The organism is Thermoanaerobaculia bacterium, assembly GCA_018057705.1.
Lineage (GTDB): Bacteria > Acidobacteriota > Thermoanaerobaculia > Multivoradales > JAGPDF01 > JAGPDF01.
Window position 1 is genome coordinate 1 of the sequence record JAGPDF010000001.1, and the last position, 15039, is coordinate 15039.

The following is a 15039-nucleotide window of genomic DNA, read 5'->3' on the forward strand; positions in this document are numbered from 1 at the left end:
GCGTGAAGCCAGGCTCGAGGCCGGCGTACTTCCTCAGGCGCGCCAGCGCCGCCTGGCGCCGCTCGGCCGGAACCCGGTCGTCGAGCAGCGCGCGCAGGCCGCCGAAGATCTGGGCATGGACGTTGAAGTAAGGCAGGTCGTACTTCTCCGAGAGGCGGGTGCCGCGCACGTTGTCCTCGGCCGCCTGGATCAGGATCTCCAGATCCTGCCGGACGTCGCCGTCCTTCTCGGCGGCGAGCCGCTGGCGCAGCGTCGCGATCGCCCCCTCGACGTCGCGCACGAGCCGCTCGTTGAGGTCGAGCGGGAACTGGCTGACCGCCTCGTCGAAACCGTCGACGCCGATGCGCGCCGCGCCCTCGGGCCCATATTTCGCCTGCACGTCGAGCAGGAGCTTGGTGTTGACGTTGCTGCGCTCCACCCAGCCAGGGCTTTCCGCCGCGACGAGCGGCAGGGATGTGACCAGAAGAAGCGGGGCGAACAGGAGGCTGCGGGAACGGATCATCGGGTCTCCTCGGAAGAGTGGAGCGGAAGCGGCGGCAGTCATCGATCCTACGCGTGCCGGGATCGAAAGTTCACTGGAAGAACCTCCCCTGGGCCGACGCCACCACCGACCGACCGGAGCAGGACGGCTTGAGCGAACGGCGGCGTCGTGCACGTCAACTTTCTGAGGCCATGGGCCAGATAGGCGGCAGCGGAGACGGCTCCGGAGAAGTCGTCGGCGAGCTCGTCTCGCCCGGCGGGGCTCGGCGCAGGGGCCGCTTGCGATTTGCCGTGTTCGCAAGTAGCCTCCCCGCTTCCATCGCAGGAAACCCTGGAGGGCGCAATGTCCCGAAGAATCCCCGATCGCCGGACGAGTGGCTTCACCCTGGCGCTGACCGCCGCCTTGCTGCTTCCGCTGGCGGCCTCCGCCGGGCTGACCCAGGCCACCTACTACTCCGAGCCCTCGGCTCTGCCGGCAGCGGAGATCGCGCTCGCGCATCTGCGCGAGGCCGCCGCCGAGCTCGACCTGACGGCGAGCGACGTCGCCGACGTCGCGGTGACGGACCTGGTGCCCTCCGGGCACAACGGCGTCACGCATGTCTACCTGCGCCAGCGGGTCAACGGCCTCGAGATCGACGGCGCCGAGATGGGAATCCACATCGACCGCCGCGGACGGATCTTCCATCGCACCGGAGCGTTCGTCCGCGCCGCCGGCAGTCGCGCCGCCGCCGTGCCGGCCTTTCCGGCGCTCGCGCCCGACCAGGCGATCCGCGCCGCCGCACAGGAGCTCGGTCTCGGCGACCGTGCAGCGGACCTCACCCTGGTCGAGAGTCTCGGCGGCTTCGACCGCCGGACGGTCTACTCGAGCCCGGCGCTCTCCGAGGCCGAGATTCCGGTCCGCCTGCGGTACCTCCGCGCCCCCGGCGGCGACCGTCTGACGCTCGCCTGGAATCTGAACCTCAAGGTGACCGGCGACTCCGGCTGGCTCGATCTCTGGGTCGACGCCGCGAACGGCACGATCGCGAGCCGGGTGAACTGGACCGCGGAGGCCGATGCCACCTACAGCGTCTTCGCGTCACCCAAAGAATCGCCGGACGACGGCCCGCGCACCGACGAGGTCGATCCCGATCTCACTGGCGGCACCGCCCCGGCCAGCGGCGCCAGCCCCTATGGCTGGCACGACACCAACGGCGTGCTGGGAGCCGAAACGTTCGTCACCTCCGGCAACAACGTCAACGCCTGCACCGACATCGACGCCAACAATCTCTGTGACCCCGGCAGCCAGCCGAGCGGCGGAGCGGCGCCACCGCTCGTCTTTCAACCGGTGCTCGACCTCTCGACACAGCAGCCGGCCGACTATCGTGACGCCGCGGTGGTGAACCTCTACTACTGGAACAACATCATCCACGACGTCGCCTATCAGTACGGATTCAACGAGGCGGCGGGCAACTTCCAGGAGAACAACTACAGTCGCGGCGGGCTCGGCAGCGACTCGGTCAACGCCGACGCCCAGGACGGCTCGGGCACCAACAACGCGAACTTCGGTACCCCGCCGGATGGCTCCAACCCGCGTATGCAGATGTTCGTCTGGACCAACCCGTTCAGCCAGTTCGTGACCGTGAACTCGCCGGCTGGGATCGCCGACTCGTACGTCGCCAACCCCTCCAACAACGGCGGCGTGGGCAACGGCCTGACCGCCGACCTGGCGCTCGTCGTGGACGGCACGGCGCCGACCGACGATGCCTGCCAGGCGGTCACCAACGACCTCACCGGCAAGATCGCTCTCATCGTCTGGAGTGAGGGAATCTGCAACTCCAGCGCCTTCATCCTGAACGCCGCCAACGCCGGCGCCGTGGGCGCGATCATCGTCGACGTGACGGTCGATCCGCTGACCAACTTCGGCGGCAACGCCGCCATCCCATCGGTCGCGGTGGGATCGACCGATGGCCAGCTCCTTCTCACGACGATCGGTAGCCAGACGATCAACGCCACCCTCGAGGACAACCCGGCGGGCCAGATCAACCGCGACAGCGATCTCGACGCCGGCGTCATCGTCCACGAATACGGCCACGGAATCTCGAACCGGCTGACCGGCGGTCCCGCCAACACCAGCTGCCTCGGCAACCAGGAGCAGATGGGCGAGGGCTGGAGCGACTGGCAGACCCTCTACCTGCACGCCGCTCCGGGCGATACGGCGACGACGCCGCGACCGGTCGCCACTTACCTCACCTTCGAGAACGCGGCGACCGGTTTCGGCATCCGCGCCTTCCCCTACAACACCGACGAAATTGCGAATCCGCTCACCTACAGCGACATCCCGACCCAGTCGGTGCCGCACGGCGTCGGCGCGGTCTGGGCGAACACCCTGTGGGAGATGTACTGGAATCTGGTCGGCGAGTTGGGCTACGACCCGGATCTCTACTACGGCAGCGGTGGCAACAACATCGCCTACCAGCTGGTCCTCGACGGCATGAAGCTGCAGCCGTGCAACCCGGGCTTCGTCACCGGCCGGGATGCGATTCTCGCCGCCGACCAGTCAAACTACGAGGGCGATCTCTCCTGCGCCATCTGGAACGCCTTCGCCGAGCGCGGGGTCGGCTTCGGTGCGAGCCAGGGCTCGAGCGGTGTGCTCGGCGACGAGACGGAGAGCTTCACGCTGCCCTCCGCGTGCGTCGACCTGATCTTCGCCGACAGCTTCGGCATCGGCACCGATCGCTGGAGCAACGTCGTCGACTGATCGCGCCACACCGGCAGCGATCTTCTCCTAGAAGGGGCCGCTCCACGGAGCGGCCCCTTTTTCGTTGCGGCTCGACCCCCGCCGCGGACGTAAGATGGTCGGGCGATGGCGAAGCAGTACAGCCAGGGAGGTCGAGCGGCGCCGCCGCTCGCGGGGGCGCGGCCGGGGCGGCCGGTCGACGGCCGGGCGCCGCGATCGCTGCGGCAGCGCTTCTCGGCTCTCGGCAACCTGCGGCCGTTTCTCCGCCTCATCTGGGAGATCCACCCGGGCTTCGCGCTCGCGACGCTCCTCCTGCGGCTTCTGCGCGCGCTGTTGCCGGTCGCGACACTCTTCGTCGGCAAGTGGATCATCGACGAGGTCCTGCGGCTCGCCTCTCTGCCCCATCTGCCGGGAGCGCCGGCGGACCTCGGGGGCTGGCTCGCGAGCGGGCACCTGCGCCCGCTCCTCACTTTTCTCGGCCTCGAGCTCGCCCTCGCGGTGCTCTCGGACGTCGTCGGGCGGCTGGTCTCTCTCCTCGAGGCGCTGCTCGGCGAGCGCTTCTCGAACACCGCGAGCATCCGTCTCATGGAGCACGCCGCCACCCTCGATCTCGAGGACTTCGAGGACAGCGAGATCCAGGACCAGCTCGATCGCGCGCGCCGCCAGGCCTCGGGTCGCACGGGCCTGCTCTCCCAGATCCTCGGCCAGGCGCAGGATGTCGTCAGCATCATCGCCTTCGCCGCCGGGCTGACGGTCTACGCCCCCTGGCTCATCGTGCTGCTCGCCTTCGCGGTGATCCCGGCATTCCTCGGCGAGAGCCACTTCAATGCCCAGAGCTACGAGCTCGCCTGGCGGCGGACGCCGGCGCAGCGCGAGCTCGACTACGTACGCGCCACCGGCGCCAGCGTCGAGACCGCGAAAGAGGTCAAGATCTTCGGCCTGAACGCCTTCCTGATCGCGCGCTACCGCGAGCTCGCCGAGGAGTTCTACCGCGCGAACCGGGCGCTTGCCGTGCGGCGCGCCGGTTGGGGAGGGCTGCTCACCACCGTCGGCACGATCGGCTATTACGGCGCCTACGCCTATCTTGCCTGGCGCACGGTTTCGGGCGCACTGACGATCGGCGACCTGACCTTCCTCTCCGCCTCCTTCCGGCGCCTGCGCAACCTCCTCGAGGGGCTGCTCATCGGCTTCTCGCAGGTCGCCGGCCAGGCGCTCTATCTCGACGACCTGTTTTCGTTCTTCGACATCCGGCCGGAGATCGGCTCGCCGGCCGACCCGCTGCCCTTCCCGCAACCGGTGCGCCAGGGCTTCGTCTTCGAAGACGTCGGCTTCCGCTACCCGGGAGCCGAGCGCTGGGCGGTGCGCCACCTCTCCTTCGAGTTGCGGGTCGGCGAGGTGCTGGCACTCGTCGGCGAGAACGGCGCCGGCAAGACGACGCTGGTCAAGCTCCTGGCGCGCCTCTACGACCCGGACGAAGGCCGCATCCTCCTCGACGGCCGCGACCTGCGGGACTACGACCTCGAGGGGCTCCGCGGCCACATCGGCGTCATCTTCCAGGACTTCGTGCGCTATCACCTGACCGCCGGCGAGAACATCGCCGTCGGCCGGATCGAGGCGAAAGGCGATCACGAGCGCATCCGCGAAGCGGCGCGACGCAGCCTCGCCGACGAGGTGATCGAGCGCCTGCCGGCGGGCTACGACCAGCTCATCGGACGGCGCTTCAAGACCGGCGTCGAGCTTTCCGGCGGCGAGTGGCAGAAGATCGCCATCGCGCGGGCCTACATGCGCGATGCCGACGTCCTGATTCTCGACGAGCCGACCGCAGCGCTCGACGCTCGCAGCGAGTTCGAGGTCTTCGAACGCTTCGCCGAGCTCTCGCGCGGCAAGACCACGGTGCTCATCTCGCACCGCTTCTCCACCGTCCGCCGCGCCGACCGGATCCTCGTCCTCGCCGACGGCGAGATCGAGGCCGCCGGCACCCACGAGGAGCTCCTGGCCGGAGGCGGCCGCTACGCCGAGCTCTTCGACCTCCAGGCCGCCGGCTTCCGCTGAGTCGACGGCGGGCGGCGAAGGCCCCTTCCGATCGCGCGCTGACGAGTCGAAGACTCCGGCAGGCTCGCGTCCCGGGCCTCGCTCGAGAACGGAAACTGGTGAATAATCCGCCCTCGTTTCTGACTCCCGAGGAGCCGATGCCGGAGAGTGACGAGCGACACTTGCGAAGCGGGCCGCGCAGCAGCGCCATGGTGCTCGCGGGTCTGCTGTGCGGCTTCTGCACCGGCGGCGAAGCGCTGCGCGCGCAGACGGCCGCCGATGCCACGGACGCCGGTTCGGCGGATCGGACGGGCTTGCCGGTGGCGGGGCCTCCGACGACCGACGGCGACTCGCATCTGGGCGGCGATCTCCTCGGCCTCCGGCCCTGGCTGGCAAGCCGTGGAATGAGCCTCGAGGCGCTCCTCCTCGGTGACCTGTCGCGCAACTTCCGCGGCGGCATCAGCACCGGCAAGGAGGCATTTCGGCATCTTCTGGAGGTGAGCTTCACGCTCGCGACGGAGCCGCTCTTCGGATTCGAGGGCGGCACCTTCTTCGTCGACTTCCAGACCCAGGACGGACGGCACGGCACGGAGAATCTCGTCGGCGATTTCCAGGGCTTTTCGAACATCGACGCGCCCGGCTTCACCGCCCTCTACGAGCTCTGGTACGAACAGGTCTTTCTCGGCGGCCGGCTGCGCCTGAAGCTCGGCAAGATCGACGCCAGCAACGAGTTCGCCTTCGTCGAGCATGGCGGCCCGCTGATCAACTCCTCGGCCGGCTTCAGCCCGACGATCGTGGGCCTCCCCACCTATCCCAACCCGGCGACCGGCGCGGTCCTCTTCGCCTCGCCGGTCGAGAGCCTGTACTTGGGCGGCGCCCTCTTCGACGGCGCGACCCAGGCCGGCCAGCCCACCGGCACGCGCGGTCCCGCAACGCTGTTCGGCGAGCCGAGCGATCTCTTCCTCATCGCCGAAGCCGGAGTCCGGCGCACCACCGCGAGCGGCCGGCTACGCCGCGCCGGCCTGGGCATCACGCACCACACCGGCACCTTCGACCGGCTGGACAGCGGCAGTACCGGAGCGACCTCGGAGGGCGCCACCTCCTTTTACCTGGTGCTCGACCAGCATCTCGAGCGCCAGTCGCTCCAGCCGTCCACTGGAGAGCGACCGGGGAGTCCGACCATCGACGGCTTCCTGCAGATCGGTGTCACCGACGACCGGCTCTCGGCCGTAGACCTGCACACCGGCGGCGGAGTCGTCTGGAACGGCTATCTGTTCGGGCGGCGAGCGGACAGCTTCGGCGTCATGGGTACCTACGTTCGCTTCGGCGACGGCGCGCGCGCGGCGGGCATCGCCGTCGACGACTACGAGCTCGCCTGGGAGCTCTTCTACCGCTTCGAGGTCACTCCCTGGCTGCACTTGAAGCCCGACCTCCAGTACATCGTCCACCCCGGCGGCGTCGGCAACCCGGACGCCTTCGTCGGCACCCTGCGCCTCGAGCTAACGCTCTAGCCCGGGCGCGGCTTCGGCGACGTCTGCGCGGCGGTTGGGGGCCCCCTTCGGGGAGTCCCGGACCGCTGCCACCGCAGCGGTTGCCGACCAGGCGGTGGTGTTTCCCGACGCGAAACCGTCGGCGAAAATCAACCGGTTGCTCAAGGCGACCGCCGCCCTCCAGAAGCCGCCGTCGAGCCGGTAGGTTCCGACCACGAGAGGGACTCCGGCGTCGGGCTGACCGATCGTTCCACTCAGCGCATAGATTCCCGCGGCCGAGACGCCGCCGCCGGCGTCGATCGTGCGCCAGGTGGAGTTCAGCGCCTGGGCCCGCAGCGCCGGGCACGAGAACGAGGTGACCGTCACGAGCCCGAAGGCCATCGCAGCCATTGCAGCCGTCACGGCGCGGCGAGCACCTCTGGGCATCGCCGCGCGAGCGCCGCGAGGAGGCATCGTTCCCGGTGCGCTCATGGCAGCTTCACGTAGACCGGAACCAGCCCCGACTCGTCATCGACGGGCCCGAGGGCGACACCAATCACAGGAGTGCCCTCGGTAACCTCCATGCCCTCGAGCGAGCGCGTGCGCAGCGGCCGCACGGTGCCCTCGTCTTCCGCCACGGTGAGGCGCTGCCCGGCTTCGACCGATTCGGCGCGATCGATGCGCACCCATGTGACGCCGCGCACCGTCAGCGCGACGAAGTCGCCCGGTTCGGCCGGCCCGGGGAGGCTCTCCAGGGCAAAGGCATCCTCGCCCTCCTTGCCCGGCCTCGGCACCAGCGCCATCCGGGTACGGACCACCCCGATCACTCCCAGGCGGTCCGGTCCCGCGGCGGCGCCGACCTGCGGAATGAAGTCGTGGGCCCCGACCACGCCGGCACCGAATCCGGTCGCTGCGACGACCTCGCCGCCGAGGAGCGGCCGGTCGCCCGCGACGCGGGCGATCTGGGTCTCGCCAGCGGCGAAGACGTTGCCGGCCTGGATGTTGTCGACGCTGTAGAGCGCCCACTCTCCGGAGGCGTTCGCGGTGTTCGACCAGAGGCCGTAGGTGCTGACGCCGGGCGACGGAATGTAGACGCCGTAGTTGCCGACATCCGGGGGGCTGCCGATCTGGATCGAGTCATCGCCGGTGTCGAGAATCCGGATGCCGTCGGAGCCGGTGGTGTTCTCGATGACCAGGCTGTAGTCCGCCGACGGCCCGATGCGCAGGCCGCCCTCGTTCGGTACGGTCAGCCGCAGTCCGGCGTTGTAGAGATGCCAGTCGCTCGTGGTGCCGTTGTAGTAGGTCCAGGCCCGGAACGAGCCGTTGGTGGCGAAGCCGTAGAACGGCCAGCCCGCGGCGTCGCTGGTCTCGACATACATGCCGCCGTACTGGTCGGCACCGCCGATGTAGCGCACGCCGAAAACCTCGTTGCCACTGATCCGGAAGTCGCGCCCCACGCCGACGAAGCTGGTGGCCTCGCTGGTGTAGAGATTGGGCATCGAGAGCGCCATCGGCGCCGGCGCGACGGACTGGCGCGGCGCCAGGGTGCTGTAGGCGCCGATGCTGGCGCCGGGGCGGACGCGAATCTCGAGCCAGCGCGCTCCGCCGCCGAAGACCCCGGCACCGAAGTCGAGCGTCGCCGTGAAAACTCCGGCGGTGGTGGCGAGATCGCCAACCGTCACCGTCGGTCCCTGCTGAGCGCCGCCGGCGGCGGCGTCGAAGAGCAGGAACTCGAAATCCCAGGCGCCGGTGGCCACCACTCCCGACTGGGTGAGAAACCCCTGATAGGTGAAGCCCGTCCCGACGAGCGCCTCGACGACGCCGCCGGAGTCGCCTGGAGTCATGCTCTGCGGGAGCGCGGGAGTCGCGAAGGCGCCGCCGAGCAGGAGGGCGTTCGCGAGGGCGATGACTGTCCGCTTTCCGTTCATGTCTCACCTCCGGTCGCAACGGGGGAAGGCCCCCCGTGGGAAGCCGTGCAGGAACGAGATGTACTCAGATGGTAGTACCCCAATCGCCGGCGCCAAAGGACAGGCTGTTCTCAGGGCCTTGCCAGGATGCGGCCTGGGTCCCGCACGTATCGTGGCAAGATGGAAGATTCACGGCGGTCGCCGACCGTGACCGGCGGCGAAGGAGCAGCAACCAAGTGACCATCGAAAAGGCGCGGGCCTTCCGCGTCACCGGCCTGGATTGTGCCGAGGAGATCGCTGCGCTGCGGCGCGAGCTCGGGCCGATCGTCGGCGGCGAGGCGCGGCTGGGCTTCGACCTGCTGCGCGGCCGGATGACGGTCGACGCGGCGGCACGGCGGATCCCCGACGCCGCCATTCTGGATGGGGTGCGCCGGGCGGGGCTCGCGGCCGAGCCCTGGCGGACCGCGGGCGAAGAGCGCGGCGGCTCCGGCGAGCGCCTGCGGCGGCGACGCCGGCTCCTGACCGTCCTTTCCGGCATGGCGGCGGCTGCCGGCTTCCTCGGCCACGCGCTCCTCGCCGGCGACCTCGGCGCGGCCCTCGGCCGCGAAGGACTGGGCGGCGAGCTGCCGGTCCCTCTCCTCGCCCGTCTCTTCTATGCCGTCGGTATCGCGGCCGGAATCGTCCCGGTCCTGCCCAAGGCCTGGCTGGCGTTGCGGCGGCTGCGCCCCGACATGAATCTCCTGATGACCATCGCCATCGCCGGCGCGATCGCCATCGGGGAGTGGTTCGAGGCCGGCACCGTGGCCTTTCTCTTCGCGCTCTCGCTGACGCTCGAGGCCTGGAGCATCGGCCGGGCACGGCACGCCATCGCCAAGCTCCTCGACCTCGTGCCGCCGATGGCGCGCCTGGTCACGGCGCAGGGCGAGCGCGAAGTCCATCCGTCGGAGGTCCCCGTCGGGGCCCGGATCGCGGTGCGGCCCGGGGAGCGGCTGGCGCTCGACGGCCGGGTCGTCGCCGGGCGCTCGACGCTCGACCAGGCGCCGATCACCGGCGAGAGCCGGCCGGTCGAGAAGGCGCCCGGAGACGAGGTCTTCGCCGGCTCGATCAACGGTCCGGGCGCCCTCGAGATCGAGACCACCGCCCCCGCCGAGGCGACGATGCTGGCCCGGATCCTGCGACTCGTCGAGGAGGCCCAGGCACGCCGCTCCCCCTCCGAGCGCTGGGTCGACCGCTTCGCCGCGATCTACACCCCGGCGGTCTTCGCCGCCGCGCTCGCGGTCGCTCTGCTGCCGCCGCTCCTCGCCGGTGCGAGCTGGAGCGAATGGGGCTATCGCGCGCTCGTCCTGCTGGTGATCGGCTGCCCCTGCGCGCTCGTCATCTCGACGCCGGTCGCGATCGTCGCCGGCCTCGCGGCCGCGGCGCGGCACGGCGTGCTCATCAAGGGAGGCGCCTTCCTCGAGGTGCCCGCCACCCTGCGTGCCTTCGCCTTCGACAAGACCGGGACGCTCACCCACGGACGGCCGCGGGTGCTCGAGGTCGTGCCGCTCTCCGGTCACGACGAACGAGAGGTGCTCGAACGGCTGGCGGCGCTCGAGGCGCGGAGCGAGCATCCGCTCGCCTCGGCCCTGCGCGGTTACGCCGCCGAGCGCGGCATCTCCGCCCCCCCCGCCGAGGAGTTCCGCGCCTTCGAAGGCAAGGGCGCCTCCGGAAGGGTCGGCGGACGATTGTTCTGGGTCGGTTCCCACCGCTACCTCGAGGAGCGCGGGCAGGAGACGCCCGAGGTCCACGCCCGCCTCGAGGCGATGTCGCAGGCCGGCCAGACCGCCGTGGTGGTGGGCAACGAAAGCCACGTCTGCGGTCTCGTCGCGGTCGCCGACGGCGTGCGGGAGAGCGCCCGCGCGACGGTCGCCGAGCTCCACCGGTTGGGGATCGAGACCACCGTCATGCTGACCGGCGACAATCGCGGCACGGCGGAGGCGATCGGCCTGGCGACCGGCCTCTCCGAGGTGCGCGCCGAGCTGCTGCCCGACGAGAAAGTGGCGGCGATCGAAGAGCTCGTCGCGCGCTACGGGCGGGTGGCGATGGTCGGCGACGGGATCAACGACGCGCCGGCTCTCGCCTGCGCTACTCTCGGCATCGCCATGGGTGGCGCCGGCTCGGACGCCGCTATCGAGACCGCCGACGTGGCTCTCCTCTCTGACGACCTGTCGCGCCTTCCCTGGCTCATCGGACACTCCCGGCGGACGCTCGCGGTGATTCGCCAGAACATCACTTTCGCGCTCGCCGTCAAGGCGCTCTTCGTCGCCCTCACCTTCCTCGGCACCGCCTCGCTCTGGGCGGCGATCGCCGCCGATATGGGAGCGTCGCTCCTCGTCGTCGCCAACGCCCTCCGCCTGCTGCGCGGCTGAAGGCCTGGCCAGGCGGCAGCGGGACCGCAATCTTCGCCGAGGGGAGGCCGTCGGCCTTCCGCAGGACTCGGATCGGCCTCCAGCCGCGATATCGTCAGCGCATGATCCGGAAAACGAGCCTCGAGCCGGGCGCGCACTCCGCGGCAGCAAGGTCGGGTATGTGGCTGGCGCTCTGCCTCACCCTTCCGCTCCCAGCGCTGGCAGTCGTGGTGGCCAGTCCGGTTGCCGGTCTCCAGCCTGTCGCGCCCGTCGCCACCCCAGACGCCGACGAGGTCTGGATCACCCTCGGCGCGGACGCCTTCGCGACGGCGAGCCGCCTCTTCGTCGCCGGCGCGGACGGCCTGGCTCTCACCCGCATCGCCGAGGTCGAGGGCGTCGTCCTGACCCGCGTGCCGCGCTCGGAGCTGCCGGCGTTGAGCGCGCGCATCCATGACGAGCTCCGGCGCTGCGGCGGCTACTTCGCCCACGAGAGCCGTGCCGAAGGCGAAGCGGCGCTCGCCCGCCTCGCCTCCCCGCCGCAAGGATCGGCACCAGCCGCGCTCCCCTTCGCGATCGACCGGCCGAACGAAGTCGCGGCCCTCGCGGGCGCGATCGACGAGGCGCAGATTCTCGCCACGATCACCACCCTGTCGACGAGCTTCCCCAATCGCTATCACGCCCACCCGTCGGGAACGGCGTCCGCGAACTGGATCCGCGATCTCTGGGCCGGTTACGCCGCCGCTCGCCCCGAGATCACCGTCGAGCTCTACTCACACGCCGGGATCACGCCGCAGCCCTCCGTCGTCCTGACGATCCCGGGGACGACTCTTGCCGACGAGGTCGTCATCCTGGGCGGGCATCAGGACTCGATCAGCTCGGGTTGCTCATTCAATGCCAACTGCACCGCACCGGGCGCCGACGACGACGCCTCGGGGATCGCGACGCTCTCCGAGGTGCTGCGGGTGGCACTCGCGGCCGGTTTCGCCCCCCAGCGCACCGTGAAGTTCATCGCCTATGCCGCCGAAGAGGTCGGGCTCGATGGCTCGGACGACATCGCCGCCGATTACTCCGCGGCGGGCGTCGATGTGATTGCCGTGCTGCAGCAGGATATGACCGGCTACAACGGGTCGGTCGAGGATTTGGCGCTCATCTCGGACTACACCCACCCGGATCTCACCGCCTTTCTCGGCGAGCTGCTCGATACCTATCAGCCCGGCCTCCTCTGGACCACGACCACCTGCGGCTACGCCTGCTCCGACCACGCTCCATGGACGAGCCGCGGCTACCGCGCGGCGTTCTCCTTCGAATCCAGGTTCGGCGACTACAATCCCGAAATCCACTCCATCGACGACACCGTCGCGACACTCGGCGGGAGCGCCGCGCACGCCGCGAAGTTCGCCCGTCTGGCGGTTGCCTTCCTGGTCGAGACCACGCTCGACGGCTCGGGTCTCTTCAGCGACGGCTTCGAGACCGGCAACGCCAGCAGGTGGTCCGCCGCCGTCTCGCCGTAGTCGCCCGCGCTCCGGGCGCCCAGCACGCCGACGGTCCCCGTCGTCGGTTCGCCGGTCTTCGCGGACGGGCGGCCCGCAACCGGTTTCAGCCAGGACCTTCACCCGGCGAGCGTGTTAACTACCTACAGGCCACCCGGCTGCCGCGTAGAAATTGCTCTTCCCGCGGAACGACAGAACGGCTACTTTTCAGAGGCGCCCGGAGGGGCGGCGACCCGTGACGCCGCCGTTCGACGCAGCATCTCGAACCCGCTTCTGAAAGGGGACTTCTCATGCTCTGGACCATCTTCGTCATCCTCGTCATCCTCTGGCTGCTCGGCCTCGTGACTTCGTACACGATGGGCGGCTTCATCCACATCCTGCTGGTGGTGGCCGTGGTCATCCTGATCTTCCGGCTGGTCACCGGGCGGCGGCTCTGATGAGCCCGCTCAAAATCGTGGCGCTGCTGCTCGTCGTCGGCGGCATCGTCGGGCTGATCTACGGCGGCTTCACCTACACCAAGTCGACCCACGACGCGAAGATCGGTCCGCTCGAGTTTTCGGTCAAGGACAAGGAACGGGTCAACGTTCCCGTCTGGGCCGGCGTCGCCGCCATCGTGGTCGGCGGCGTGCTGCTCGCCACGGGGCGGAAGACTTAGTCCGCCCTCGTGTCGCCGGGGATCGAGCATGAAGCCGCGTGAGCACCCATGCGACTTGCTGAGAACGACGTGACCCCCGAAGGGCAGGGCCGTATCCGCGAGCCCGGCCCTTCCGGCGGCACGATCCCGGAGCGCCGAGCTCGATGACCAGAGTCAACCGACAGATCATCCTCGCGGCCCGGCCGTTCGGATTCCCCCGAATCTCGGACTTCGAGCTCGCCTACACCTCCCTGCCCTCGCCGGCCGAAGGGGAGGTGCTGGTGCGAACGGTCTATCTGTCGCTCGACCCCTACATGCGGATCCGAATGAACGCCGGCGGCGCGGATTCCGACTCGATCGGCCTCGGAGCGGTCATGACCGGTGGTGCGGTCGGCTTCGTCCTCGAGTCCGCGGATCCCGCATTCGAGGTCGGGGACTCCGTCTTTGGCATGCTGGGCTGGCAGGAGTACGCCGTCGCCCGGGCCGGCGAGCTGCGCAAGCTCGATGCCGCTTCCGCCCCGATCTCCTCGGCTCTGGGCGTCCTGGGCATGCCGGGGCTCGCGGCCTATTTCGGCCTGGTCGACATCTGCGCTCCGCAGGCCGGCGAGACCGTCGTGATCTCGGGGGCCGCCGGCGCGGTCGGAATGGTCGCCGGACAGATCGCGAAACTGCGCGGCTGCCGCGTCGTCGGGGTCGCGGGCAGCGGCGCGAAGGCTGCCTGGCTGCTCGAAGAGCTCGGCTTCGACGCCGCCTGGAACTACAAGGTGGGCGACGATTTCGACTCCAGATTCGAGACGCTCTGCCCCGCCGGCATCGACGTCTACTTCGACAACGTCGGCGGCGCGATCACCGACGCGGCCATGCGCCACCTCAATCCGGGCGCCCGGATCAGTCTCTGCGGACAGAACTCGCAGTACAACCTCGAGGCTCCCGAGAGCGGTCCGCGCTGGCTCGACCAGTTGATCGTCAGGCAGGCGAGAGTCCAGGGCTTTCTGGTTTCCGCCTACCTCGACCGGTTCCCCGAGGGGTGCGCGCAACTGACCCAATGGCTGCATTCCGGGCAGCTCAAGTACCGGGAGGACGTGGCGCACGGAATCGAGGCGGCGCCGCAGGCTTTCATCGGGATGCTCCAGGGAAGAAACGAAGGCAAACAACTCGTGCAGCTATCGGAGCTCTAGACCCGGCACCGCGCCGCGGACGAAGCGTCGTTAGTTGCGCACACCTCGAAAGGACGGCGATCCATGATCAAGAACATCGAACGCACCCAGGGCGGAGTGGACTCGCTGATCGACCGCACTCGCGACGCCGTCGTCGCGGCCACGGATCGCACCGAACAGGGCATCGAGTCGGCGGCCGGGCGGGTAGTCGAGAAGGCTCATGAGACCGGCGAGAAGATCCGCGAGAAGGCCGAGTCGGCCTCGCTCGGCGCGCATCGCAGTGTCGCCGGAGCAGCGCAGGCGATCGACCACGGCTACAACAGGGCGAAGAGTGACTTGACGTGCGCCGCGGCGAAGGCGACCGACTACGTCACCGCCAACCCTGGGAAATCCCTGCTGCTCGTCGCCTCGGCCGGCTTCCTGCTGGGCCTCCTGGTCCGCGGACGGCGGACGGCGGTCTAAAGACGATGCAGCCCCGCTTCCCGGACGCCGTCGCCCGTCGCGACGCCGCCCGGGGAGCGGTCCCGATTCACCTTCCCCGGCGCCAGTAGAAGCCGCCGCCGCCAAAGACCAGGACCAGGACGATGATCAGGAGAATCAGGTTCGTGTTGCTCATGGTTGTCCCTCTCTTTCTGAAGTATGGGCAAGTCTGTTCCGTTCCTCCCCGTGCGTGAAGCGCACTTTCTACCCGGTTGCAGAGCCGCGATTCAGGTAGAAACTGCGCTGCACGAGCACCCGCCCGCCAGGTAGCCCGAGAAATCGGCAAGG

The 15039-nt window shown here is 69.6% G+C and carries 12 protein-coding genes; 9 read left to right on the plus strand and 3 right to left on the minus strand.

The annotated features are described in order from the left end of the window. Positions 1 to 502, minus strand: a 502-nt coding sequence (locus tag KBI44_00005; GenBank protein MBP9142835.1) for a DUF885 domain-containing protein, incomplete at its 3' end; no start/stop codon positions are given. A gap of 321 nt (positions 503 to 823) precedes the next feature. Between KBI44_00005 and KBI44_00010 the strand changes: the two genes are divergently transcribed. The 3 genes from KBI44_00010 to KBI44_00020 all read left to right on the plus strand — a co-directional run bounded on the left by KBI44_00010 (position 824) and on the right by KBI44_00020 (position 6738). Then, positions 824 to 3217, plus strand: coding sequence for a M36 family metallopeptidase (locus tag KBI44_00010; GenBank protein ID MBP9142836.1), 2394 nt, complete (start codon positions 824 to 826; stop codon positions 3215 to 3217). Positions 3218 to 3322: 105 nt separating this feature from the next. Continuing rightward, positions 3323 to 5248, plus strand: a complete 1926-nt coding sequence (locus KBI44_00015; GenBank protein MBP9142837.1) for an ABC transporter ATP-binding protein — start codon at positions 3323 to 3325, stop codon at positions 5246 to 5248. Between the two features lie 161 nt (positions 5249 to 5409). Beyond that, positions 5410 to 6738 carry a carbohydrate porin gene (locus KBI44_00020; protein ID MBP9142838.1) on the plus strand — a complete coding sequence of 443 codons (1329 nt, stop codon included), beginning with the start codon at positions 5410 to 5412 and terminating at the stop codon, positions 6736 to 6738. On the opposite strand, the gene KBI44_00025 is transcribed toward KBI44_00020, so the two are convergent. Together KBI44_00025 and KBI44_00030 are read right to left on the minus strand one after the other, a co-directional pair. Further along, the gene (locus KBI44_00025) at positions 6727 to 7143 is read right to left on the minus strand and encodes a hypothetical protein (protein MBP9142839.1); all 417 of its coding nucleotides are present in this window, start codon (positions 7141 to 7143) and stop codon (positions 6727 to 6729) included. The two genes, KBI44_00020 and KBI44_00025, sit on opposite strands and share 12 nt — an antisense overlap. Positions 7144 to 7184: 41 nt before the next feature. Further along, a complete protein-coding gene (locus KBI44_00030; GenBank protein ID MBP9142840.1) occupies positions 7185 to 8624 on the minus strand; it encodes a hypothetical protein in 1440 nt (479 codons plus the stop codon). A gap of 68 nt (positions 8625 to 8692) precedes the next feature. Between KBI44_00030 and KBI44_00035 the strand changes: the two genes are divergently transcribed. The 6 genes from KBI44_00035 (at position 8693) to KBI44_00060 (ending at position 14733) form a co-directional block, all read left to right on the plus strand. After that, the gene (locus KBI44_00035) at positions 8693 to 11011 is read left to right on the plus strand and encodes a heavy metal translocating P-type ATPase (protein MBP9142841.1); all 2319 of its coding nucleotides are present in this window, start codon (positions 8693 to 8695) and stop codon (positions 11009 to 11011) included. A 101-nt stretch (positions 11012 to 11112) separates the two neighbouring features. After that, a complete protein-coding gene (locus KBI44_00040) occupies positions 11113 to 12501 on the plus strand; it encodes a M20/M25/M40 family metallo-hydrolase (protein ID MBP9142842.1) in 1389 nt (462 codons plus the stop codon). A 269-nt stretch (positions 12502 to 12770) separates the two neighbouring features. Further along, on the plus strand, positions 12771 to 12917 hold the full coding sequence (locus KBI44_00045; protein MBP9142843.1) for a lmo0937 family membrane protein: 147 nt from the start codon (positions 12771 to 12773) through the stop codon (positions 12915 to 12917). Then, on the plus strand, positions 12917 to 13135 hold the full coding sequence (locus KBI44_00050) for a hypothetical protein (protein MBP9142844.1): 219 nt from the start codon (positions 12917 to 12919) through the stop codon (positions 13133 to 13135). The genes KBI44_00045 and KBI44_00050 overlap by 1 nt, the downstream gene beginning before the upstream one ends. Before the next feature lie 143 nt (positions 13136 to 13278). Then, on the plus strand, positions 13279 to 14292 hold the full coding sequence (locus KBI44_00055; GenBank protein MBP9142845.1) for an NADP-dependent oxidoreductase: 1014 nt from the start codon (positions 13279 to 13281) through the stop codon (positions 14290 to 14292). Positions 14293 to 14355: 63 nt separating this feature from the next. Continuing rightward, on the plus strand, positions 14356 to 14733 hold the full coding sequence (locus tag KBI44_00060; GenBank protein MBP9142846.1) for a hypothetical protein: 378 nt from the start codon (positions 14356 to 14358) through the stop codon (positions 14731 to 14733). Positions 14734 to 15039 lie beyond the last annotated feature (306 nt).

Excerpts from the sequence above, each read along its gene's own strand:
- KBI44_00050 (MBP9142844.1), top strand. The coding sequence starts at position 12,917 with ATGAGCCCGCTCAAAATCGTGGCGCTGCTGCTCGTCGTCGGCGGCATC.
- KBI44_00040 (MBP9142842.1), top strand. The coding sequence starts at position 11,113 with ATGATCCGGAAAACGAGCCTCGAGCCGGGCGCGCACTCCGCGGCAGCA.
- KBI44_00015 (MBP9142837.1), top strand. The coding sequence starts at position 3,323 with ATGGCGAAGCAGTACAGCCAGGGAGGTCGAGCGGCGCCGCCGCTCGCG.
- KBI44_00025 (MBP9142839.1), bottom strand. The coding sequence starts at position 7,143 with ATGCCCAGAGGTGCTCGCCGCGCCGTGACGGCTGCAATGGCTGCGATG.
- KBI44_00055 (MBP9142845.1), top strand. The coding sequence starts at position 13,279 with ATGACCAGAGTCAACCGACAGATCATCCTCGCGGCCCGGCCGTTCGGA.
- KBI44_00010 (MBP9142836.1), top strand. The coding sequence starts at position 824 with ATGTCCCGAAGAATCCCCGATCGCCGGACGAGTGGCTTCACCCTGGCG.
- KBI44_00060 (MBP9142846.1), top strand. The coding sequence starts at position 14,356 with ATGATCAAGAACATCGAACGCACCCAGGGCGGAGTGGACTCGCTGATC.
- KBI44_00035 (MBP9142841.1), top strand. The coding sequence starts at position 8,693 with ATGGTAGTACCCCAATCGCCGGCGCCAAAGGACAGGCTGTTCTCAGGG.
- KBI44_00045 (MBP9142843.1), top strand. The coding sequence starts at position 12,771 with ATGCTCTGGACCATCTTCGTCATCCTCGTCATCCTCTGGCTGCTCGGC.
- KBI44_00030 (MBP9142840.1), bottom strand. The coding sequence starts at position 8,624 with ATGAACGGAAAGCGGACAGTCATCGCCCTCGCGAACGCCCTCCTGCTC.